The organism is Corynebacterium sp. p3-SID1194 (assembly GCF_025144155.1).
Lineage (GTDB): Bacteria > Actinomycetota > Actinomycetes > Mycobacteriales > Mycobacteriaceae > Corynebacterium.
Genome location: NZ_JALXWY010000006.1, coordinates 83,022 through 105,641 on the forward strand (window position 1 = coordinate 83,022; position 22,620 = coordinate 105,641).

The window sequence follows — 22,620 nt, forward strand, 5'->3', positions numbered from 1 at the left end:
GGTGCATCCCGTCGTGCGCGCGGATAAGATTTACGCATGGGCGATGCCGTTTCACGCGATTCATACACCCCGAAAGAGCGGACCAAATACCGTCAGGCGCTCCTGGACGATCTGGAGATCTTCGATCGCCACCTCCAGGAGGCTGAATTCGTCGATCACGGCACCATCGGGCTCGAGCTCGAACTCAATCTCGTGGACGACACGATGGCTCCCGCGGGCTGCAATAAGGAAGTGCTCGCCGAGCTTTCCGACGAATTCCAGGCCGAGATTGGCCGCTATAACGTCGAGGTGAACCACCCGCCGATGGAGCTGTCCGGCGACGGGTTGACGGTGCTGCACGAGGGGCTGGATGAGCGTCTGCGGGCCGTCGATAAGGCGGCGAAAAAAGCTGGTGCGAATCTGGCGATGATCGGCACGCTGCCGACGGTGACCACTGATTATCTGCGAAGCGACGAGTGGATGACGCAGGAGAACCGCTATTCCGCGCTGTCGAATATGGTCGTCGAGGCGCGCGGCGAGCTCGTGCATATCGACGTCGCGCGGCAGGAGCGCTACCGCGCCACTTTCGATGACATCGCCACGGAGTCGACCTGCACGTCGATGCAGCTGCACCTCCAAGTCGCGCCGAACCGGTTCCCGGAAGCGTGGAATGCGTCCCAAGCGATCGCCGGCCCGCAGGTGGCGCTGAGTGCGAACTCCCCGCTGTTCATGGGGCACCGCACGTGGCATGAATCGCGCATCCCGGTCTTCAAGCAATCCATTGATACCCGCACGGACACCCTGGTCAACCAGGGAGTGCGCCCGCGCGTGTGGTTCGGCGAGCGCTGGATCACGAGCGTGTTCGACCTCTTCGAGGAAAACGTCCGGTACTTCTCCCCGCTCATTCCGGAATCCCGCACTGACGCGGGCAAACCGATGATGGACGGCAACAGCCCGGGCTTGCACTACCTGAACCTGCACAACGGCACGGTGTGGCGCTGGAACCGCCCGATCTACGATCCGTCGCTGGAGCTGTCCCATATCCGTGTGGAGAACCGCCTGCTCGCGGCCGGCCCGACGACGATCGACATCATCGCGGATGCCGCGTTCTACTACGGGCTCGCGAAATTCTTGGGCGAGCAGACCCGCCCAGTGTGGTCGCGCCTGACCTTCGACGATGCGCGGAGCAATTTCTACGCCGGTGCCAGGGACGGCATCGGCGCGACGATGACGTGGCCGACGCTGGGGCGCATCGACGTGTCCAACCTCGTCCTCAATCACCTGCTCGACCAGGCGCATGAGGGACTGCGCCTCCTCGATGTCGATGAAGATCTGGCCGACAAGTACTTGAAAGTCATTGAGGGCCGCGCATGGCACCGCCAGAACGGCGCAACCTGGCAGCTGGATGTGCTGGATAAATACGGCCCCGGCACGAAGCCCGCGACACCGGAGCGGCAGGAAGCTCTGGCGAAAATGTTGAAGCTCTACTTGGAGAATCAGAAGACTGGCGCGCCGGTTCATTCTTGGTCGACCGACATCTCATAAGGCAAGATACTTGCCATGTCCGCAATCATTGACTTCATTGTCAGTTTGATGGATACGCTCGGCGCCCCCGGCGTCGGCATCGCCATCCTGCTAGAAAACCTCTTCCCGCCGATCCCTTCCGAGGTGGTCCTGCCACTCGGCGGCTTCACCGTGGCCCAGGGTTCCCTGAACTTCATCTCGGTGTTCATCTGGGCAACGATCGGTTCCGTAGTGGGCGCGTACATTCTCTACGGCATCGGCGCCTGGCTCGGCGCGGACCGCCTGCGCGCCATCGCCGACTGGATGTGGCTGGTCAAGGCCTCTGACGTTGATAAATCCCTCGCCTGGTTCGACAAATACGGCAGGCCCTCGATTCTCTTCGGCCGCCTGATCCCCGGCATCCGCTCGCTGATCTCCATTCCCGCCGGCCTGGACCGAATGAACCTGCTCACCTTCGGACTGTGGACCACCCTCGGCTCCGCCGTTTGGAATTTCATCCTCATCTTCCTGGGCTTCAAGCTCGGCGAGAACTGGGAGGCCGTCACCGGGTACATCGACCAGTACTCCAAGGTCGTCTACGTGATCCTCCTCGTGATCCTGCTAGGCTTCCTCATCTTCTTTATCCGCCGTGCGATCCGGGAGAAGAACGAGGCACCGACTGCTTAGTCAGGCTCATCCCAAGCCCTCTTCGACCCCCTCGTGAGAAAGGCCACAAGATGAAGTTTTCCAAACGCCAGTACGTTATTCAGATCGCTCTTATCTTCGGAGCGTTGGCGGTCGCGCTAATCATCGTATTGGTAGGAGGCATCGAGCAGCCTGCTCGTTCAAAAATCCTTCTTGCCGGGGTAGCGATTGGTGCATGCGCCGCGCTTTTGTCCAATTTCGTCATCGACAGGAACCGAAGAAGCGACCATCATGACTCACAAGGAAGCGAGCTCGACACCAGATAGCTAGAAACTCACAGGCTCCGGCTGACAGGTGGGACACCACCAGATCACGCGCTCTAAACCGCCCTGCCCGCCTAAGAACCCCTTGGTGATCAAGGTGGTGCACCGGCGGCAGGGCTTTTTGTTGCGCCCGAACACGTAGGTGGTCTCGCCGGCGCGTTTCACGCCGGTGGTCACGCGTTTGACCTCGTCTTTATTCGCCCACATCAGACGGCGCGCAATGCGCAGGAGCTTGTCGACGCCTTCTTCGCCCACCTCAGCCACCGTCCGCGCCGGATGGACGCCGCCGAGGAAGCAGATCTCCGCACGGTATTCGTTGCCGATACCTGCGACGCGATACTGATCGAGCAAGCTTCTGCCGATCTCTCGCTCCGGGTCAGCGAGAATGCGGCGCATTGCCTCATCGTGGTCGAAATCCTCGGCCAGAAGATCAGGCCCGAGGTACCCCATCTCGGCCTCGTACTCGCGCGCGGGGAAGACATCGACGAGCCCCAAGGAGTGGCCAACGAGCTCGATGTCACCGGCATCGTCGAAAAGCTGGAGCACGACGCGCGCGGTGTGGCCGGGCTTTGTCCATTTCGTTCCCACGCGGTGAACGGACCACGTACCTTCCATCTTCAGATGCGTGTGCAGGATCTGCGCGTCGTGGCCATCTGCCCCGAACTGCATGAACAAGTGCTTCCCATACGGCCACACACGCTCCACTGTCATGCCCGTGAAGTCGACGGTGGCGAACCGTGGGACCCGCAACGATGTCGCTGTGACCTCACGCCCGGTCATGAACTGCAGCCGTTTGGACAGCTGGTAGACGGAATCACCTTCAGGCATATTGAAATACTAGGTTCTGGCTTTTAGGATTCTTCAACCATCGCTTGCAATCTCGCTGCAATTTCCTCGACACTCGGCGCCGCCGTCGCTACAGAAATCGCTAGTTCGAACCAGTCATCCGAAGAGGTGTGAGCTACGGGAACATCGTAAGCGCGCAGTAATAGCACCGCGAGCAGCACACCAGAGCGCTTATTCCCATCCACGAACGGGTGGGTTGAAATGATGCTGTCCATGAGGGCGGCCGCTTTCAACCACACCCCGGGATAAAGGTCCGCCTCTTCAAAGGTGAGCCAGGGGCGTTCCAACGCAGCGCCAAGGAGACCCCGATCAGCGACATAAAAGCCGTGTTCTTCAAGCCACGGATTCACTGACTCCAGTCGCAGGGCGGAACGAGGATTCATCAAGCGTCCCGGAGGCGATTCATGAGGTCTTGGCGCGAATCAAAAAACGAGCTGAGTTCACGTTCTGCGAACTCGCGAGCAGTCTCGCGCTCAAAGCGCTCACTGATCAGGTTTGCAATCACCTGTTGTTTTGAGGCTCCATCTATTTCAGCGAGAGCATCGAGCTTCTCGCCGACTTCGGGCGTCAACCGCAAATTCATGGCCATGGGCCAAATGGTACCACGCCGGTACCAATCGCAGCCTTTCAATGATCGTCGAAATCAAGGTCCCCGCCCAGCTCCATCGCTTTGATCGCATCGGTGACAGTCCGTCCCCGCCGCTTCGGTGCGGCAACAGTTTTTCCACCAATCTTCGCGCCGCGCGGGGACGCGCCGGCACCGTGATTTTTCAGGGCGAATGCGGGCTCGCCGTTGAGCTTTTCGACGGTCAACGGTGACAACCTTCCCGCCGCCACCGAGTCAGTGAGTGCTCCCACGACCATCGTGAGCAATTCATCTTCGGTGCCGGTGCCTTCGGGGAAACCGTCGAAGAAGGTGGTCATTGTCTTGCCGCCGCGGGTGATGTGGGCGGCAAGCAGGCCGTCGATAAGCACGACGAGTGCTCCTGCCGAGCGGGTCGGTCCGGTGTCAGGCCACGGCAGTGCCGCGCCGTACGGGTTGGCCGGGTCGGTGGCGGCGAGCACGTAGGCCTTCGGCTCCTTCGTGCCGGACGGCCAACCGACGAGGTCGTCGGAATCCTGGTGGCCGCGCAGCCGGTCGATGGTCGCGGGCGTGGAGAACTGCGCCGCGCCGAGCCCTTCGACGAGGTAGCCGCGCATGGCTTTGCCGGATTCCTCGAACCCCGACAGAGTCTTGTAGGCCAGCGCGAATCCGCCGAGAACGTCCTCGGCAACGATGCTGCCGCGGGTGACTACGCCGTAGCGGTCGAGCCACGCCTCGCCGTGCGCGAGCGAGCGCTGCGTGGGGTCAGTGTCTGGCGTTGGTGTCGCGGCCCAGCGCCCAGTCATGTCCGGCGGGGTGACGTTGGCAAAGGTCGTGCGGCCGGAACGGATGCGGCTTCGCGACGGCCGACGCTTCGCGCGGTGCGCTGTCTTGCCATGCTTGCCGCCGGCAAGGCGCGCGCGGATCGGCGCGAAGGAATCCGGCGCGATGAGTCCAGCTTCAACCAGGTCCCACATGGATTCGCGGAGTTCATCGGAGGTGGTGAACGATTCAGATGCGGGCCCGAGCAGGTCGGTGAAGAGATAGCCGCCACCGACGTTGATCTTGTCCATCACGCGCTGTTGAGTGAGGCTCAGCAGCGGCTCTTCCGGAACGGGAATGAGCTGCGCCGCGTAGTCGGCGGGAAGCAGCATGATCCACGGATCGCGCGCACCGGCTTTGCCCGCCCCGACGATCTGCACTTCACCGGACAAGGTGAGCTCGTCGAGCATCTCCGGGGAATAATCGCCGACGCGGCTGGGAAGGATCATCGACTCCCACGCGCTGGCGGGCAGACGGATCCCGGCGAGCTGTTCGATGACAGAAAAGACGCCGTCGGCGCCGCGGAGTGCCGGCCGCTGCCCCGCCGGGGCGATATTGAGCCAGGCGGGCATGAAGCGGCCGAGGGCCGACTGGGAGACCGGGCGGGTCTGCGCACGAGCGGCGGCGAGCGAGCGGGTGCGCACGATACGCAGGACCTCTGCCCCCATGTATTCCTGCTCCTCGACGCCCTGGCGGTAACGGCCCTCGATGACCTTCCCGTCCTCAATGAGGCGCTTCAGTGTCTCATAGGAGGCACCGACGGACAGACCGAATGCGGCGGCGAGGTCGCGCAGGGTGAACGGCCCGCGTGTTCGCACCCACCGGCTGGCCAGTTGGCTGAGCGCATCCGGGATCGTGGCCACCTGGGCGGCGATGCCGGGAGGGACGGGGACACCGAGGCCGTCGCGAAGCAATGGCGCGTCGAGCGCTTGGGCGAGATGCTCACGGCCGCCGATGCGCACACGCATGATCCGCTTGCCCAGGCTCTCTTCGAGAGCGGCGGCGGGAACCGAGGTGTAGAGCTCGAGCTGATCGACGGGAACGGGTCCGACGATGCGGAGCGTGTCAGCGAACTGCTCCGAAGTCTCGGCCTTTCCGAGTCGGCGCAGGGAGGCATCGACCTCGGCGATGACGTCGGCGTCGAGAAGCTCACGCAATTCGACGGTGCCGAGCAATTTCGCGAGCAACGACGGGTCGAGTGCGAGGACGGCGGCGCGTTTTTCCGCGAGCGGTGTGTCGCCTTCGTACATGAACGCGCCGGTGTAGTTGAACAGCAGGCTCGACGCGAACGGGCTCGGCTGGTCAGTGGTCACCTCGGCAATGCGGATGCGGCGGGTGGCCAGGCTGCGCATCACGTCCTGCAGCGACGGCAAATCGTAGACGTCCTGGAGGCACTCGCGGACTGTCTCCAGGATGATCGGGAAGGACGGGTAGCTGCGGGCGGCGTCGAGAAGCTGCTCCGCGCGTTGCCGCTGCTGCCACAGCGGCGCCCGCTTGCCGGGATTGCGGCGCGGCAGGAGCAATGCGCGTGCGGCGCACTCGCGGAAACGGGAGGCGAACAGTGCGGAATTGCCCACTTGCTCGGTGACGATATCCGCGATCTCGTCGGCGTCGAAGGCGAAAATCGAGCCGTCGGGCTCCTTCTCTCCCTGCGGCAGGCGCAGCACGATACCGTCGTCGCCCGCGACCGCTTGAGCATCCATGCCTGTCTCCTGCGCAACGCGCCACCCCGTCGCCAGCGCCCACGCGGCGTTGACACCTTTACCGAACGGCGTGTGCAGCACCACGCGCCAATCCCCCAACTCGTCCGTGAAACGCTCGAGCACGAGCGTCTTCTCGTCGGGGACGATCCCGGTCGCTTCTTCCTGCTCCTCGAGGTATTTCAGCAGGTTGTCGTGGGCGTAGGTGTCGAGGCTCGCGTCGATGATTGATGGATCACTCTTCGCTTCCCTGCGGAACGCGCCAAGAGCGAGACCGAGTTCGTACGGCCTGCCCGCGCTGTCGCCGTTCCAGAACGGCAAGCGCCCCGTGTGGCCCGGCGCGGGAGAGACCTGCACTTGGTCGCGCGTGATGTTCTCGATCCGCCAACTGGACGCGCCGAGGGTGAACACGTCGCCGACGCGCGACTCGTAGACCATCTCCTCGTCGAGCTCGCCGACACGGCGCGGTCCTTGCCCCCCTTCTTGATCGCTCGCGACCAGGAAGACTCCGAACATGCCTCGGTCCGGGATGGTGCCCGCGTTGGTCACGGCAACGCGCTGGGCGCCGGGGCGGGCCTTGAGCGTCGTGCCATCGAGAATCGCGCGGGGACGCAGCTCCGCGAAGTCGGTGGACAGGTAGATGCCAATGACGAGGTCGACGACCGCATCGAAGACTTCTCGGGCGAGGTCGCGGTATGGCCAGGCGCGGGTGACGGTCTCGTACCAGTCATCCAGCTCGAGGTCCTCCACCGCGACGGCGGCGACGGTCTGCTGGGCGAGCACATCGAGCGGACTCTTCGGGGTGTGGAGCTCCTCGATCAATCCTTCCCGCATCCGGGGGACCGTCACCGCAGTTTGGACTAAGTCCGAGCGGTGCTTCGGATAAAACGAGCCTTCGGAGACCGCACCGACCGAGTGCCCGGCGCGGCCCACGCGCTGCAGACCCGAGGCGACACTCGGCGGGGATTCCACCTGCACCACCAGGTCCACCGCGCCCATGTCGATGCCGAGCTCCAGCGAGCTGGTGGACACGACCGCGCGCAGCGTTCCTTCTTTCAGCGCAGTCTCTGTCGCCTTGCGCTCCTCTTTGGAGACCGACCCATGGTGGGCGCGGGCGATGACCGGTGCGGCTTCACCCGCCACATCCACCGACTTCATCAACTGTGCCGGCGGTCGGCGCGTATCCGGACTGAGCGCGTCCGGATCGTGCTCAGAAGCCCAGATCTCGTTGAGCCGGCTGGTCAGCCGCTCAGCTGTCCGGCGGGAGTTGACGAAGACGATGGTCGACTGGTGCGCCATCACCTCCTGGTAGAGCTGCGCCTCGATATGCGGCCAGATCGACGACTGCCCCGGGGTCGGCGGCGGAGCAAGGTCTTTCTTCTCTTCCGGCCCGTCCAAGTTGAAATCGAGCACGTCGTCGGAGATCGCCGAGGTGTCGATCACCGCGTCCCCGATCGGCGAGCCTTCTTCCGGCACGGGCAGGTCGCTCATGTCCTCGACCGGGACGTGGACATCCAGCTTCCACTTCTTTTCCGCTGGCGGGTTCACGATCGTGGTGCGCTCGCCCAAGAAATTCGCCACCGCATCGAGCGGTCGCACCGTCGCTGACAGGCCGATGCGCTGGAAATCGCCCGCTAATCTGCGGAGGCGCTCCATCGACAGGGCCAAATGCACGCCGCGCTTGGTGCCGGCGAGCGCGTGGATCTCGTCCACGATGACCGTGTCCACCGTCTTCAAAATCCCCGCGGTCTTGGAGGTGAGCATCAGATAGAGGCTCTCCGGGGTGGTGATGAGGATGTCTGGCGGTTTGCGGGCCTGCCGGTTGCGTTCGGCCTGCGGGGTATCGCCGGAGCGCACGGCCACGGAGATATCCGGCATGTCCAGCTCCATGCGCTGCGCCACGCGGGCGATGCCGGTCAGGGGTGCGCGGAGGTTATTCTCCACATCCACGCCGAGGGCTTTGAGCGGCGAAATGTAGAGCACCCGCACGCCCGCGCGCGTTCCCGTGGTGGTGCGCTGCAGCGCCGCATTGTCGTCGAAATGCAGGGCTTGCTGGCCGGAACGCTGCACCATCGAATTGAGCGACCAGAGGAAAGCCGCCAGCGTCTTACCGGAACCCGTTGGGGCGACAACGAGGGTGTTCTCCCTCTCCGAGATCGATTTCCATGCCTGTTCCTGCACCGGAGTCGGCGCGGCGAAGACCTCCTCGAACCACGTGGCCACCTGCGGGTGGAAGCGGTCGAGAATGCGACCAGTTTCCCCGCTCACAAATCGGTCGAAAGGTCTGTCAGGCACGCTTTCACCTTAACCGGCCGGAACATAACACTTAACTTCCCACCATGTGTGATGTTAAGTGGGAAGCTTCATGGGAAGCCAAACCCAAACGATCCTCTACCAGCGGACATTCAACATAACACCCTACTTCCCACAAGTGTTATGTTATGTGGGAAGTTAAGTGTTATGTTGCGCTGCAGAAGCAGTCGCCCACAGCGCACGAGGACACCGCGCACGCGGTAAGGTCTAGGCCATGACGGCAACGTACTCGGACTCACGGTTGACTAACCTCATTGCGCTTGGCACCGGCGAAATCCTCAAGGGCATCCGCGGTGTGGGCCTACTGCGCGGCCGCGAGTTGGGGGAGGCAGGCGACGATCTCGCCCAGAACTGGATCGCGCGTGTGCTAGCGCAGCACCGCCCAGATGACGGCTTCTTGTCCGAGGAGGCGGTCGACGATCTGGCTCGCCTGGACAACCCGCGCGTGTGGATCGTGGATCCGCTAGACGGCACGAAGGAATTCGCCACCGGCCGCCAGGACTGGGCGGTGCACATCGCGCTCGTCGAAAATGGCGTGCCCACCCACGCCGCGGTCGGCCTGCCCGACTTGGGTGTGGTGTTCAAGTCCTCCGACGTGCGCCACGTCGAGGGCCCGCTGTCCCGCAAGATCGCACTGTCGCACAACCGTCCGCCGGCGGTAGCGAAGTACGTTGCAGAGAAGATGGACTTCGAGGCCGTGGGCATCGGTTCTGCCGGCGCAAAGGCCATGCACGTGCTGCTCGGCGATTACGATGCCTACATTCACGCCGGCGGCCAGTACGAATGGGACCAGGCTGCCCCTGTGGGCGTCGCTAAGGCAGCTGGTCTTCACGCCACCCGCCTGGACGGAACCGAAGTGCGCTTCAACAATGAGGACACCTATGTCCCTGACCTGCTGATCTGCCGCCCGGAGCTCGCCGATGAAATTCTTGAGCACGCTGCGGCGTATAAGGAAGAGCACGGCAGCTACGAAGGCATCGCCAAGTAACCGCACCACACCCCCGCACGACCCCGCAAAGAGTGAGTGAATGACTGGGACGACCATCCCCACCCCGTACGAAGATCTGCTGCGCGAAATCCTTGAGACTGGCACGCCGAAGTCCGACCGCACCGGCACGGGCACGATCAGCGTGTTCGGCAAGCAGCTGCGCTACGACCTCGCCAATTCTTTCCCCTTGTTGACCACGAAGAAGGTGTATTTCAAGGGTGTTGTCGGCGAGCTTTTGTGGTTCCTCAAGGGCGATTCGAATGTCCGCTGGCTGCAGGAGAATAATGTCCGCATCTGGAACGAGTGGGCGGATGAAGACGGCGAGCTCGGCCCAGTCTATGGCGTCCAGTGGCGTTCCTGGCCGACCCCGGACGGCCAGCACATCGACCAGATACAGAATGCGCTCGACCTGCTCAAGCAGGATCCTGAATCACGCCGCAACGTGGTCTCGGCGTGGAATGTCTCGGAGCTAGACAAGATGGCGCTCATGCCGTGCCATCTGCTCTTCCAGCTCTACGTCGCCGACGGCAAGCTGTCCATGCAGGTCTACCAGCGCTCCGCGGACATGTTCTTGGGCGTGCCGTTCAATATCGCGTCTTATTCGCTGCTCACCCACATGTTCGCGCAGCAGGCCGGCCTCGAGGTCGGCGAGCTGATCTGGACAGGCGGCGACTGCCACATCTACAACGACCACATTGAGCAGGTCAAAGAACAGCTGTCGCGCGATCCTCGCCCATACCCACAGCTGGAGCTCACCAAGGCGGAGTCCATCTTCGATTACGGTTTCGAGGATATTGCGGTCACTGGGTACGACCCGCACCCGACAATCACGGCGAAGGTCTCGGTGTAACGATGGTCGGCGCAATCTGGGCCCAGTCCGTCGACCGCATCATCGGCAACGGTGCGGGCATGCCGTGGCACCTGCCGGAGGACCTCAAGCATTTCAAAAAAACCACGCTCGGCAATCCCGTCATCATGGGCCGCCGCACGTGGGAATCGCTCCCGTTCAAGCCGCTGCCGAGTCGCACGAACATCATCATTTCCTCGCGCGAAGCAGGCACGTGGTCGAAGGGCGCGTACGTCTACCGCGACCTGCCCGACTTCGACGCAGACGCATGGATCATCGGCGGGGCACAACTTTATGAAGCCACGCTCGACGAGGTCGACGTCATCGAGCGCACGCTTATCGACGTCCACCTCGCCCCTTACCTCCCCCACGATGCCGTGTACGCTCCCCAGATCACCGAGGATTTCGACCTGGTCAGCGAAACTGACTGGTTCACCTCTGAGCGCGGCCGCGTGACTATCGAGGGCGCTGAGAACTCTCCGCTGCGATACCGCTTCCAACGATTCGAACGAAAGGCCCAATAACAATGGCTACCACCCCGGAAACGACCTCCCCCGTCACCGTCTTCGCCGCCTCCTGGTGCCCGTTCTGCTCCCGGCTCATCGCCGACCTCGATCGCGCCAACCTTCCCGAGGGCACAGTCGAGATCGTCGATGTCGATGCCCCCGGCACCGAATCCATCTCCGAGTGGATCGAGTCCGTCAACAACGGCAACCGCGTCGTGCCGACAGTCCTCTACTCCGACGGCACCCATGCCACTAACCCGCCGGCAGCCGACGTGCTGACGAAGATCACGGAGCTGAGCTAACACCAAAACTGCAATTTACAGCCGCTCCCCCAGCCCGTATTTTTCAAAATGCGGGCTTTTTGCAAAATACAGGCTTAAGATAGGTCTCTAAATTGCACCCCGACGACCAGGGAAGTTCGCAACATGAGCCCCCACAAGCAGCTAAAACAGGTCTTCCACAGCCATCAAAACGGTGAAAAAATCGCAAAGGAGCAGCATGAGCTGCGTCTTTCCTCGCCTGCGACGGTCACCTGGGACTTCAACGTGGGCGCCCACCCCTTGTTTGTCGTGCATACGAACGAGGTTGTGGAAGCGATTGAGCAGGTGTGGAGCAACGAACTACGGATCGCTCCTAAATGGGCATCACTTCCCGATGCCGCCAAGAGCCACTACCTGAGCGACCTCCTTATCGAAGAGATCAAGGCAACGAACAGCATCGAAGGTATTCGCTCCACTCGCCAGGAAATCGCCGAAGCACTGAAGCAACCACGGACAACCGCGCACAAGCGATTCCGCGAAATGGCAGCCTTGTACTCATCTCTGCTCTTTCCCCGGGAAGATGCACGGGCCTTCCCCCAGTCACCACAAGCGCTTCGCTCGCTTTACGACGAACTTCTGGCCGACGAGATTGCCGATAGCGACAAGCCTGACGGTCAGTTATTCCGTGCCCACTCAGTTTCGATTCACGATGGACAGAAAGAGATTCATGCCGCCCCGACGGACGAAGCCGAAATCACCGCGAGACTCGAGACCTTCCTTGCTACGCAAAACGTGGACAGCCACCGCCTGGTGAATGCTTTCATGGGGCACTTCATGTTCGAATACACTCACCCGTTCTACGACGGAAACGGCCGCATCGGCCGCTTTCTCTTGGCTTTCGCCCTGATTAAGGCGCTGTCCGCCCCCACTGCAATGTCAGTATCGCACCAGTTTTCCATCCAGCGCGCCAAGTACTACAAAGCGTTCGAGGAGACAGAGGCACCTCTCAATCGAGGCGAAGGAACCTTCTTCCTGCTCAAAATGCTCACGATTTTGACCGACGCTCAAGAGCAGCTCGAAAAGTCCCTTACGGAAAAACTGGCATCGCTTCATTCACTGCGTGAGAACGCAGCGAAGGTAGAACTACCCGAAAACCAAGGCCAAATTCTTTTCATTCTTGGCCAAGCCAAGCTCTTCGGCCCCGATGCACCGGTGGCAGCAAGAGACTTGCAGGAATACCTCAACCGTTCCTGGAATACCGTTCGCGATCACGTGACGGAACTCCAGGAAAGCGGCCTTATCGTCGCTGTGAAGAAACGCCCTTTAGAGCTCGCTCTGACTCCAAAAGCCCTCGATGTGCTGGGGTTGGATTGACGCAAAAGGGGGGTTTCAGAAAACTCCTGGTCAAGTCCCGGGTAGTGGATTGCTGCGAATTGTCCACACTCGCGCGGTGGTGTTGAACTGCCAAAAACGGACGACTTTCGACACTTTTTGCCCGGTGTCGCGCGGTCGGTGATTCCTGCTTTACTTGAGCCGTTAGCCGGGCGCTATCGAACTGCCGACTTGACCAGGTCGCCGAGACGACACCGTTCACCTATTGCCGGAGCGGGGCTATCTAGGAAATGAATGTGAGATTACGATCCCCTCTAAACTCACACTGCTGCGCAGGTGCATCTTAGCGCCGATTCGGAGTGGCAAGAGAGGGGGCCACTTGCACGCGGCAGCACGTTGCTTACACGTCCGAGGGGCTGTGATGGCACGGTGGGTATGTGTTGCCCAAGTAACCCCTAAACCATCACCCGTTTCTCCTGCTCAGCGCCAACATTTTCCTTTTTTGGAAATAGTTGACTTGCTCACCCACCTCGGTGGTTGCAAGCTCCACCTTGCAGCGAGTGCATAGAAGTTGGACCACCGAGTACAGGGACGCGTTGAAAGCTGCGTGCTGACACGGGGCGAAAAGTTGTAAGGGCGAAGTACGCGGTGACCAGAGCGCGCCTGCATTGTGGTGGGTCATGCTCCCCAGTCTTCTCGGGGAGGTGCTCGACAGTTTGGGGTGAGAACCTTTGCTCAATTTAGGATATGCAGTATTACAATCCCGGCCCTCACGGCACTAAGCGAGGAGGCAATGTTGGCGCTTTTCCCAGGTTATGGTTATGGGACGAAGCTCTAGATAGATTTTTCCTCATGCCGCACCTTCCCTGTCTAGCAGTACCCGTTATCATTCGAAGCGTGAACCCACTGCCGAAGCTTGACGAGAGAACGTTGCACCCTCTCGATGCTGCTATCGGCATGACTGCGCGTTCCGAAGAGTTTTCTGCTGCCTACGTAGCCCAGGTTTGCGCCCAGGATGGGTTCCAGTTCATCACGCACCGCCAGGACTATCAGGCAATTGACGGGGACATCGTCTTTCGAGAGACTAACCTGCGTGTGCAGCTGAAAAGCACAACTCAGGAGAAGTACTGGAAAGACAATTTCTCGTTCCCTCTCCACAAGGAGTGGCTTGAGAAATGGGCTGAGTCGAAGATCCCAGTAATTCTGGTTCTGGTGGTTATCAACTCGCCGGACGGGAAATGGGCAAACCATGATAACGACTTGCTGAGTTTCCCTGTCCGCGGGTATTGGACCCGGGTCGATGACTTCGCGAAGAACAACCTGTATATGGAAGCCCAGTCCAAAGTCGTGAGTTTAGGAACGGAAGATCGCGTGACATCTCATTCCATTCGTGACTGGCACGATGTCGCTATTAGCGCTTTTGGGGGAGGTGTTTAAGCCATGAGCTTCACACTTGAGCGTTCCAACCTTACGGAATGGCTGGCCCAACATGAGTGGTCCGCTGTTTCCCGGGGTGAACTTGGCGAGTTGTGGTCTCGTAAAGGTCAGCCCGAAACCCAAGTGGCAGTACCAAAATCATTTGACGATGATCCCAGGGCACTTGAAGCGACTGTCGAGCGCTTGGCGTATTGGGAACAGATAAGTCCTGACATTCTGCGACGCCGTCTACTGCTGTGGAATGTGGATGTCAGCGAGTTTCGCTCCAACGTCGGAACCGATACCGACTTCGGTGTATCCGCGGCCCAGCTTAAGGTCGTTAACGACCTGCTCTCTGGGGCAGACCGGATTTGGCGAGCTGTCGCGCATACTGCAATAAAGCAAACGGCTCAGGTTGGAAACTTGTCTGCCGCTGATGAGGTTCGCTACGAATCAGTCATGGCGGGCTTCACGGAGAAGGGGTCCTACAAGCTCCCTGTGTACGTCAAGCTGGGCAAACCTACTGTTGACAACGCACTGCCAGTGATGGTTCCGGACGAAAAGCGCGTGATGACGTCTTCCCTAGCCAAGGCGCTTCAGGCAGTCAACGAGTTCGTTATCCAGCCACCGACGTTCGACCTCCAAGACGACGACCTACGCGAAATGGTCAATCAAGGCGTAAGCAGAGAACTCATCGTAGGAATCGCTGAAATTCTTTCTGAAGGCTCCAATGATGCGACAACCGAGTTCGAGTGGGCTCCTTCCCACAGTCAAACTGTCGGTGCGAACAGCCTTCCACGTCACTTTGAGTTCTCTGCGTCCTGCCACGACTTGCTCACTGAGACAGCCAATCGATTGACAGTGCAAATTGAACCGGAAAAGGACACATTTGTTGGCAAGCTTCTCGGCGTAGAAAAAGAAGCGCTGGACTCCGACTTGTACCAAGTCACACTAGCGGTTCCGAAGAATAGTGAACGGCTCAACCCGGATGCCGAGATGAACTACAAACTTCAGGTGTCCGTGTCGGAGCAGGACTACGACTTGCGACACATTTTCAACTGGCTGGAGCAGAAGACCACGGTAAGGGTTCGCGGGGTAGTCAATCGAAACACCACGCCCCGGCACATGGAAAGTCCGGAGAGCTTCGCTCCGATGTGGATTCAAAGCTCGACGGACGACGAACTCAACTCCTGACGCAGACTCGCGAAACGAATCACGCACCGAAAACGCTACGTGGAGTCGAGGCCCCCTTAGCGGATCGAACCGTCCTGTCATCCCCCATCGAATCGATTACCGCCCCGAGACCCGCTACGAGGTCCGGGGCGGTAACCTGCCGGAGCACACAGGTTAGAGCCTCGGCATCCGCACCGTCACCGAACCGGCAACCAAGTCGGCCCACGAGTCGGAAGAGGCAATGTCGTGGCTGATGATCTGCAATATTGAGGACAAGCGCGCCGCCCAGCGAGCCAAGAAAGCGAAACGCGACATCGAATGCAACGGCTATATTGAAGGAGCGAAAGCCACCGGATGGAAACAAGTCATCAACCAACTAGCCGTGGCTTACCCTGACCGATTCGCGGATTACTTGTAAACCAAGCCCCCGCACACAAACAATCGGACACTCTCGCGTAGTGTGAACGCCTCGGCTACCGTTTGGTTCTCAAGCTCAAGCACGAGTCGATAATCGCCTCTTTCGTGTCGCGGTCAACGCGCCGTCTAGTGTAGAATACGCGTGCGACCAATGCCGAACACTTATTCGACTACCAGTCGATGACCTCCGGACAGACGATGGAGACCGAGGTTGCGACTACCCACTCTGCCTCCTCTTTGTCCATGCCGACTAGTTGCAGTGACTGAGCGTTAGCTTCCATCGACTCCTCGGCCCCTTTGTCACTGTCCTTGACGGACTCGCACGTACCATCTGCGAAGGTTTGGAATGTCTCAGCGTCCATCGGGTAACCCTTCTCTGTCAGGTACTCAGCCCCCTGCTCATACTTGGCGTTGCTACAAGCAGCGAGGGGGAGGGCCAGGGCAACGGCGATAACGGCGGTTAGCTTCTTCATGTTTCGGTCTCCTCAGGCAGGCTTAAAACGGTGGTTCTGAACCGTCATTCTGCCCGAATCCGCCACGGTCCGGAGCACTATTCCACGGGTCCTGCTGGGCGGCCTCGGCGGGAGCCGGGCTACTACTTTCGACGGGGCCGAACCTTACGTTCACGGCTGCTTCCTTGGCATGATTCCAATCCTTCTCTAGAAATGATCGGAACTAAACCCAGGACACTTCATTGTTCCTAGATTGGGTAACATAGCCTCTAACGCGTCTAGCCATCGTCTGGCGGTCACGCATAGGCGGCATCTCACTACGCCGTCCTGCCGCGCCCACGTGCTGCGCAATGTTGTACGCATGCTCATAGGCATCGATGATGGCCGCATCGGTGAGGCGTTGTCCAGCAGCACGGAGCCGGTGTCCGGTCTTTAAAGCATGGCGGAACGCCGTTTCATCACGGGCCGCGCACCCTTGACTAATCCAAAGGACACGGACGCCGTCGATCAGTTCTGGGTCATATTGATCAAGTCCTGCGCCTATTTCGTTTTCAACATCTTCTGCAAGAGCTTTGAAGGCTTGGGCTTCTTCTCGACGAGCCTTCACTGCATTGATGAGTTCACGACCAGAGCTAAATTGCTGACGCATGTTTTTACCGTACTGAGGGTGTCCAGCCATCTCACGCACCTGCCTTAGAAAGTCCTGGAGGCGAATGACGCGATCGTGTTGGTGATACCAGCGATATGCCTCTACTGACTTACCAGTATAAAAAGGACTACGACTAAAACGGTGCGCAAAGTGCGGGTCATGTGCGAGAAGAGCGCCTAACTCCTGGCTCGTAGCTTTTAGCAGCTCCATATTGCTGGAATGCTTATTTTTGCCGGTATACACCGGGTCAATCAGCCAAATAAACTGAGCTTTACCACTTAGCGGATTAATCCCGGCCCATGCTGGCCCAATGCCTCGCTGGACAAGGGCGAAGATAACGCTTTTAACATAAGCATTGAGATGAACTGGATGGCCTCCAGATTCTCCGGGCTGGTCAACATCAATAACCATAACCGCAGAATATTGCTTATTCGTCAGCATGACGTATTCACATCGACCGAGTTTCTCCGAATCAGTGCGATAAAGTCTCGGAACGCTGCGCTTCTTACCGGTTTCTTCATCTACCACGACACGGTAAGCACTTTGAAAGTCACGGCTGATAGAACCGTGTAGCGCATCACGCCCAAGATGCTGGAGAAGTTTTTCCCGGTCAAGCTGACTTGCCGGAGTATCATCTAGACCTGCGCAATCCTGGCGCACTCTAGATGGCGTACCAACACGCGCACCGGTCAAAGTGCCCGGAGAGGAATCATTAGATAGAATCATGCACATGCTTTCCCCCAGCTACTACTGGGTGATAAGCGAAGGTCACTTGGTTGCCGCCGAGTGGCCTTCTTTCGTCTTTAGTATCTCTCAACTGTAAAACACATGACTGTCATTTTGTGCGAGACACACATAAAGATATGTTTTACCTGCAGTAACAGTGTTTGAAATATATTGCAACAAATGCTAAAACCGCAGAGTATCCTGCATAGATACAAGACATCGACTATGGATCATAGGGGTTAGCGGTACTCATGTGTACTGCCGTCCAAATCAAAGGCTTGGTTGTCACCGAGGCAACCAGGACTACTCCAAGCACCACAGCCTCCAGGACTACAGATAACCAAAGAGCCTTTAAAGAGAAACCACATAGATAAACCCCAGTACTTTCTTCCTCACTGCCAATGCTCACTGGAGTGAACAATCCCTTGTGACTTTTGTCGAAGCTCCGCACAATGGTTATAGGCTGCTTCCCCCCGAACGGCCACTATGTATAAGTTCTAGCCCTGCCTCTCGCCCCTCAGGCAGGGCTAGAACTCGTTAATGATTTCTGAGTCAATCGAATACGAACACTTCAGAGTACTAAGAGTGCAACTCCTACGGTAATCATCCGTTCTCGCCACGTAACTACTAGATGAGGGCACCCCTACCGGTAATCACTAATACAGGGTGCCTATCGTGATGATTACTTTGACTGCTGCTCGTCCTTGGCGGCGACAATCATGTGCGCTAGCACCTCCAGGAACTTATTGAGGTTGCCTGGATCTGCCGTGATGGTTTCGAAGACTTCCTGAGACTCCCGGGCCGCCTGCACGAGTGCGCCGAACCCTTTGTTTTTAAAAGCGTCAGTGCCAGCAACCTGTGAGGGGTTATTTTTCCTGACTAATGCCTGCACAGGGGCTGCTAACTGTCTCCGGCGTAACTGAGCACTCCAGCTGGGATTCGTCTGTTCCACTCACCAATCTCGAACGCCTGCGAATCCAGTTGACATGGCCGGCTTCGTACCATGAGCACCAGCGACTGATCGGTGTTTGGTGGTGTCCGGCCCGTACCGGTCGTCACTGCCTTCGCCGACGTGGCAAGGAAGTCCACGGTTCTCATTAGACCGGGACCACTACTCTCCGACGCGCAGCGACACCGTCCAGCGGGTCGCCCCGCAGCATCGTTTCGCCACGAGGCGCATGTCGGACGCTCCAGCCATCGTCTGCAGCACGCGTGCGATGTGGCTCATACGACCACCCCCTTCTTGCGGAATACCTGCCAGGGGTATACTGTTGACTTGTACAGGTACCCGGTAGGGGTACTACAGAGACACAAGGAGGATACATAATGGCTTCGAACAATTACCAGGTGACGGGCATGACCTGCGGGCACTGCGAGATGTCGGTCCGCGAGGAAGTCGGTGAGATCCCCGGCGTCCAGGACATCCAGGTCAGCGCGCAGACCGGCAAGCTTAACGTCACCGCCGAGGGCGAGATTGACGATGCCAAGGTCCTCGCGGCGGTCGAGGAGGCCGGCTACTCGGCGGTGCGTGTCTGATGAAGGCCGGAGGACGGCTTGCGCTCTACGGGGCCGGGCTGGTGGTGGCGTTCGGCGGGGCCTTCGGCCTTGCCGGCGCCGTCATTCCTGACAGCTTCGTAGCAGCATGGGCAGAAGGAAGTGACGTGAACACACACGGTGAAGGACACGGCGGCGCTGCGCAAGAAACTGCGGAGCCCACTCTGAACGGGGTCTCCGCAAGCGCGGACGGCTTCGTACTTTCCCCAGTCCAGGCTCCCACGGCTGCAGGCGAGGATGGAGACCTGAGTTTCCAGATCCTCGACGAGTCCGGCGAAGCGGTGACCGAGTACACTACCGCGCACGAGAAGGACCTGCATCTGATCGCCGTTCGCACCGATGGTACTGGTTTCCAGCACGTGCACCCCGAGCTTGACACGAGCACAGGCACTTGGTCGGTGCCGTGGACCTGGGACGAGGCGGGCACCTACCGCGTGTACGCCGACTTCACACCCGAGGGCGAGGGAGCCGAAGGGATCACCCTGACTCGCGCCGTCGAGGTGGCGGGCGACTTCGCCCCTGTTGAGACCGAGTCACAGACCACCGACGAGGTCGACGGATACACCGTCTCCCTGAATGGCGACCTTACCGCCGGCACCTCAAGCGAGCTCACCATCTCGGTCGAGCGCGACGGTCAGCCGGTGACCACGCTGGAGCCCTACCTGGGCGCGTTTGGCCACCTGGTGGCGCTGCGCGAAGGCGACCTCGCCTACTTGCACGTCCACGCCGAGGGCGACGAGCCCCAGGCCAGGGACACGGCCGGACCCGAGATCGGATTCGCAGCGGAGGCCCCGACCGCCGACCGTTACCTGCTCTACCTGGACTTCCAGGTCGATGGGCAGGTGCACACCGCCGAGTTCGTGATCGACGCCGAGCATGGTGACGGCTCGCAGACAGACGATTCGCATACCGGCGGCCACTGACCCGCAGGGCCTGGCGTCGCACGAGAGATGAAGAGAGAAGGAAGAGGATGAGTACATTAGCGCCCCCCATCGGTGGGCCGGACATCGAGCTGGAGATCGGCGGGATGACCTGCGCCTCCTGTGCGAACCGGATCGAGAAGAAGCTGAACAAGCTCGAGGGCGTCGCGGCCACGGTCAACTACGCCACCGAGAAGGCCAAGGTCACCGTGCCTGCCGGCTACGATCCGGGCCTGCTGGTCGCCGAGGTCGAGAAGACCGGCTACACGGCTGCGCTGCCCAAGCCCAAGGGCACCACGGCGAACACGTCGGAGACCGAGGCCGGGGAGGAGGAAGACACTGAGCTCACCTCGCTGCGCCATCGGCTAGTCGGCGCCATTGTGCTCACGGTTCCCGTGATCGCCATGGCCATGATCCCCGCACTGCAGTTCGTATATTGGCAGTGGGCCTCACTCGCGCTTGCCGCCCCGGTGATCATCTGGGCAGCCTGGCCGTTCCATAAGGCCGCATGGACGAACCTCAAGCACGGTACCGCGACGATGGACACACTCATCTCGATGGGCACCTCGGTCGCACTGCTGTGGTCCGTCTACGCACTATTCTTCGGAACCGCTGGCACACCCGGGATGACGCACCCGTTCGAGTTCACGATCGCTCCCTCGGATGGCGCGGCGAACATCTATCTCGAAGTTGGCGCGGGCGTGACGATGTTCATCCTCGCCGGCCGCTACTTCGAGAAGCGCTCCAAACGCCAGGCCGGGGCCGCGCTGCGCGCCCTCCTGGAGCTCGGCGCGAAGGAAGTCGCCGTGCTCCGCGACGGCGTTGAGGTGAAGATCCCCACCTCTGACCTCCAGGTCGGCGACGAGTTCATCGTTCGTCCGGGTGAGAAGATCGCCACCGACGGCATCGTGGTCTCCGGCTCCTCCGCGGTGGACGCCTCCATGCTCACCGGCGAGTCCGTACCGGTCGAGGTCCGCGAGGGCGACTCGGTCACCGGTGCCACCGTCAACGCGGGCGGCCGCCTTGTCGTGCGGGCGACCCGTGTCGGTTCGGACACGCAGCTTGCGCAGATGGCGAAGCTCGTCGAGGATGCGCAGACTGGCAAGGCCGAGGTGCAGCGTCTGGCTGACACGATCTCCGGCGTGTTCGTGCCGATCGTCATCGTCGTCGCGTTCATCACCCTCGGCGCCTGGCTGGGAGCCGGATTCCCCGTCGCCGCCGCGTTCACCGCAGCGGTCGCCGTGCTCGTTATCGCCTGCCCCTGCGCGCTGGGACTCGCGACTCCGACCGCGCTGCTGGTCGGCACCGGCCGCGGGGCGCAGATGGGCATCCTCATCAAGGGCCCAGAGGTGCTGGAGTCCACCCGCAAGGTCGATACCGTCGTGCTCGACAAGACCGGTACCGTCACCAGCGGCAAGATGACCCTGACAGATGTGATCACCGAATCCGGTGTGGACCGTGCCGAGCTGCTGCGCTTCGCGGGTGCGTTGGAGGACTCCTCGGAGCACCCGATCGCGCAGGCGATCGCCAAGGGCGCCACCCAGGAAGTCGGCCAGTTGCCCACGCCCGAGGACTTCGCCAATGTTGAAGGCAAGGGCGTGCAGGGCATCGTCGAGGGCACCCCGGTCGTCGTCGGACGCGAGTCGCTGCTGGCCGACTGGTCACAGAAGCTCTCTCCGGAGGTCGCACGGGCGAAGGCTCAAGCTGAGGGTGAAGGCAAGACGGTCGTCGCGATCGGCTGGGACGGTGCTGCGCGCGGCATCCTCGTCGTCGCCGACACCGTCAAGCCCACGAGCGCGGAGGCGATCCGCGGGCTCAAGGAGATCGGCCTGACCCCGGTGCTGCTCACCGGTGACAATGAGGCCGTGGCCCGCCAGATCGCCGCCGAGGTCGGCATCGAGGAGGTCATCGCCGAGGTGCTGCCCAAGGACAAGGTCGACGTCGTCACCCGTCTCCAGGGCGAGGGCAAGATCGTCGCGATGGTCGGCGACGGCGTCAACGACGCCCCCGCGCTCGCGCAGGCCGATCTGGGCCTGGCGATGGGCACCGGCACGGACGTCGCGATCGAGGCCTCCGACATCACCCTGGTCCGCGGCGACCTGCGGGCCGCGGTCGACGCGATCCGTCTGTCTCGGAAGACACTTTCGACGATCAAGACCAACCTGTTCTGGGCATTCGCCTATAACACCGCCGCGATCCCAGTCGCAGCGCTGGGCATGCTCAACCCCATGCTCGCAGGCGCGGCGATGGCGTTCTCCAGCGTCTTCGTCGTCGGCAACAGCCTCCGCCTGCGCGGGTTCAAGAGCGTCGCCACGAAGTGACGAACGAGAACCCACCCATCCATACCAATCCGATACAGAACCCACCCATCCATACGAATCCGATACAGAAGGAACACCAGAAAATGAGCAACTGCTGTAGCACGAACGAGACTAACCCCGCCGCCGAGAACGGTGGACGCGAGAACCTGCTCGGCGGGGGCGCCGATGACATGACCACCTGCCCGGTCATGGTCGGCACCCCGGTCAGCAAGAAGACCGCCGAGGCCGCCGGCCTCTACCGCGACTTCAAGGGCGAGCGCTACTACTTCTGCTGCGCCGGCTGCGGCCCCGCATTTGATTCGGACCCCGCCAAATACGCCGCCAACATGGCGTAATCCACCAGCG

21 protein-coding genes and 1 pseudogene are annotated in these 22,620 nt (G+C 60.7%); 15 read left to right on the forward strand and 7 right to left on the reverse strand.

What is annotated here, in order from left to right:
- Positions 1-36 precede the first annotated feature (36 nt).
- The 3 genes from M3G19_RS06200 to M3G19_RS06210 are packed head-to-tail and all read left to right on the forward strand — an operon-like array spanning position 37 to position 2,453.
- Positions 37-1,524, forward strand: coding sequence for a glutamate-cysteine ligase family protein (locus M3G19_RS06200; RefSeq protein ID WP_259901530.1), 1,488 nt, complete (start codon positions 37-39; stop codon positions 1,522-1,524).
- A 15-nt stretch (positions 1,525-1,539) separates the two neighbouring features.
- On the forward strand, positions 1,540-2,169 hold the full coding sequence (locus tag M3G19_RS06205) for a DedA family protein (RefSeq protein WP_259901538.1): 630 nt from the start codon (positions 1,540-1,542) through the stop codon (positions 2,167-2,169).
- A 50-nt stretch (positions 2,170-2,219) separates the two neighbouring features.
- Entirely contained in the window at positions 2,220-2,453 is a 234-nt protein-coding gene (locus tag M3G19_RS06210; protein ID WP_259901540.1) for a hypothetical protein, read from the forward strand.
- On the opposite strand, the gene M3G19_RS06215 is transcribed toward M3G19_RS06210, so the two are convergent.
- From M3G19_RS06215 to M3G19_RS06230, 4 genes are read right to left on the reverse strand one after another with little or no spacing between them, the layout of a single operon-like run.
- On the reverse strand, positions 2,454-3,278 hold the full coding sequence (locus M3G19_RS06215) for a DNA-formamidopyrimidine glycosylase family protein (RefSeq protein ID WP_259901547.1): 825 nt from the start codon (positions 3,276-3,278) through the stop codon (positions 2,454-2,456).
- Positions 3,279-3,301: 23 nt separating this feature from the next.
- A complete protein-coding gene (locus tag M3G19_RS06220) occupies positions 3,302-3,646 on the reverse strand; it encodes a type II toxin-antitoxin system death-on-curing family toxin (protein ID WP_259901549.1) in 345 nt (114 codons plus the stop codon).
- Positions 3,647-3,678: 32 nt separating this feature from the next.
- Positions 3,679-3,885 carry a CopG family transcriptional regulator gene (locus tag M3G19_RS06225; RefSeq protein WP_259901552.1) on the reverse strand — a complete coding sequence of 69 codons (207 nt, stop codon included), beginning with the start codon at positions 3,883-3,885 and terminating at the stop codon, positions 3,679-3,681.
- A gap of 38 nt (positions 3,886-3,923) precedes the next feature.
- Positions 3,924-8,696 (reverse strand): DEAD/DEAH box helicase, encoded by a 4,773-nt coding sequence (locus M3G19_RS06230; protein WP_259901556.1) that lies wholly within the window; start codon positions 8,694-8,696, stop codon positions 3,924-3,926.
- A gap of 232 nt (positions 8,697-8,928) precedes the next feature.
- Here M3G19_RS06230 and M3G19_RS06235 point away from each other — a divergent pair, with 232 nt between their 5' ends.
- The 8 genes and pseudogenes from M3G19_RS06235 to M3G19_RS06270 all read left to right on the forward strand — a co-directional run.
- A complete protein-coding gene (locus M3G19_RS06235) occupies positions 8,929-9,702 on the forward strand; it encodes a 3'(2'),5'-bisphosphate nucleotidase CysQ (protein WP_259901557.1) in 774 nt (257 codons plus the stop codon).
- Between the two features lie 40 nt (positions 9,703-9,742).
- Positions 9,743-10,552 (forward strand): thymidylate synthase, encoded by an 810-nt coding sequence (locus tag M3G19_RS06240; RefSeq protein ID WP_259901558.1) that lies wholly within the window; start codon positions 9,743-9,745, stop codon positions 10,550-10,552.
- Between the two features lie 2 nt (positions 10,553-10,554).
- Positions 10,555-11,073 (forward strand): dihydrofolate reductase, encoded by a 519-nt coding sequence (locus M3G19_RS06245; RefSeq protein WP_259901559.1) that lies wholly within the window; start codon positions 10,555-10,557, stop codon positions 11,071-11,073.
- Positions 11,074-11,075: 2 nt separating this feature from the next.
- Positions 11,076-11,357, forward strand: coding sequence for a glutaredoxin domain-containing protein (locus tag M3G19_RS06250; protein ID WP_259901562.1), 282 nt, complete (start codon positions 11,076-11,078; stop codon positions 11,355-11,357).
- A 123-nt stretch (positions 11,358-11,480) separates the two neighbouring features.
- On the forward strand, positions 11,481-12,689 hold the full coding sequence (locus tag M3G19_RS06255; protein ID WP_259901569.1) for a Fic family protein: 1,209 nt from the start codon (positions 11,481-11,483) through the stop codon (positions 12,687-12,689).
- Positions 12,690-13,544: 855 nt separating this feature from the next.
- Entirely contained in the window at positions 13,545-14,084 is a 540-nt protein-coding gene (locus M3G19_RS06260; RefSeq protein ID WP_210573281.1) for a DUF4365 domain-containing protein, read from the forward strand.
- A gap of 3 nt (positions 14,085-14,087) precedes the next feature.
- Complete coding sequence (locus M3G19_RS06265; protein WP_210573283.1) at positions 14,088-15,257, forward strand: hypothetical protein; 1,170 nt, start codon at positions 14,088-14,090, stop codon at positions 15,255-15,257.
- A gap of 226 nt (positions 15,258-15,483) precedes the next feature.
- Positions 15,484-15,654, forward strand: a pseudogene (locus M3G19_RS06270) (IS256 family transposase); the annotation flags it as partial.
- 169 nt (positions 15,655-15,823) lie between these two features.
- On the opposite strand, the gene M3G19_RS06275 reads toward M3G19_RS06270, so the two are convergent.
- From M3G19_RS06275 to M3G19_RS06285, 3 genes are all read right to left on the reverse strand, one after another.
- Entirely contained in the window at positions 15,824-16,126 is a 303-nt protein-coding gene (locus M3G19_RS06275; protein ID WP_210573285.1) for a DUF732 domain-containing protein, read from the reverse strand.
- Positions 16,127-16,328: 202 nt separating this feature from the next.
- Positions 16,329-17,480 carry a replication initiation protein gene (locus M3G19_RS06280; RefSeq protein WP_210573287.1) on the reverse strand — a complete coding sequence of 384 codons (1,152 nt, stop codon included), beginning with the start codon at positions 17,478-17,480 and terminating at the stop codon, positions 16,329-16,331.
- A gap of 682 nt (positions 17,481-18,162) precedes the next feature.
- The gene (locus M3G19_RS06285) at positions 18,163-18,372 is read right to left on the reverse strand and encodes a hypothetical protein (protein ID WP_070478506.1); all 210 of its coding nucleotides are present in this window, start codon (positions 18,370-18,372) and stop codon (positions 18,163-18,165) included.
- 434 nt (positions 18,373-18,806) lie between these two features.
- On the opposite strand from M3G19_RS06285, the gene M3G19_RS06290 reads away from it, so the two are divergent.
- The 4 genes from M3G19_RS06290 to M3G19_RS06305 all read left to right on the forward strand — a co-directional run bounded on the left by M3G19_RS06290 (position 18,807) and on the right by M3G19_RS06305 (position 22,610).
- Positions 18,807-19,016: a heavy-metal-associated domain-containing protein gene (locus tag M3G19_RS06290; RefSeq protein WP_070478508.1), complete on the forward strand. Its 210-nt coding sequence runs from the start codon at positions 18,807-18,809 to the stop codon at positions 19,014-19,016.
- Positions 19,016-19,957 carry a hypothetical protein gene (locus M3G19_RS06295; RefSeq protein ID WP_070478510.1) on the forward strand — a complete coding sequence of 314 codons (942 nt, stop codon included), beginning with the start codon at positions 19,016-19,018 and terminating at the stop codon, positions 19,955-19,957. The genes M3G19_RS06290 and M3G19_RS06295 overlap by 1 nt, the downstream gene beginning before the upstream one ends.
- Before the next feature lie 47 nt (positions 19,958-20,004).
- Positions 20,005-22,275: a cation-translocating P-type ATPase gene (locus M3G19_RS06300; protein ID WP_070478511.1), complete on the forward strand. Its 2,271-nt coding sequence runs from the start codon at positions 20,005-20,007 to the stop codon at positions 22,273-22,275.
- Positions 22,276-22,358: 83 nt separating this feature from the next.
- Positions 22,359-22,610: a YHS domain-containing protein gene (locus M3G19_RS06305; protein WP_070478513.1), complete on the forward strand. Its 252-nt coding sequence runs from the start codon at positions 22,359-22,361 to the stop codon at positions 22,608-22,610.
- The last annotated feature ends 10 nt before the right edge of the window (positions 22,611-22,620 follow it).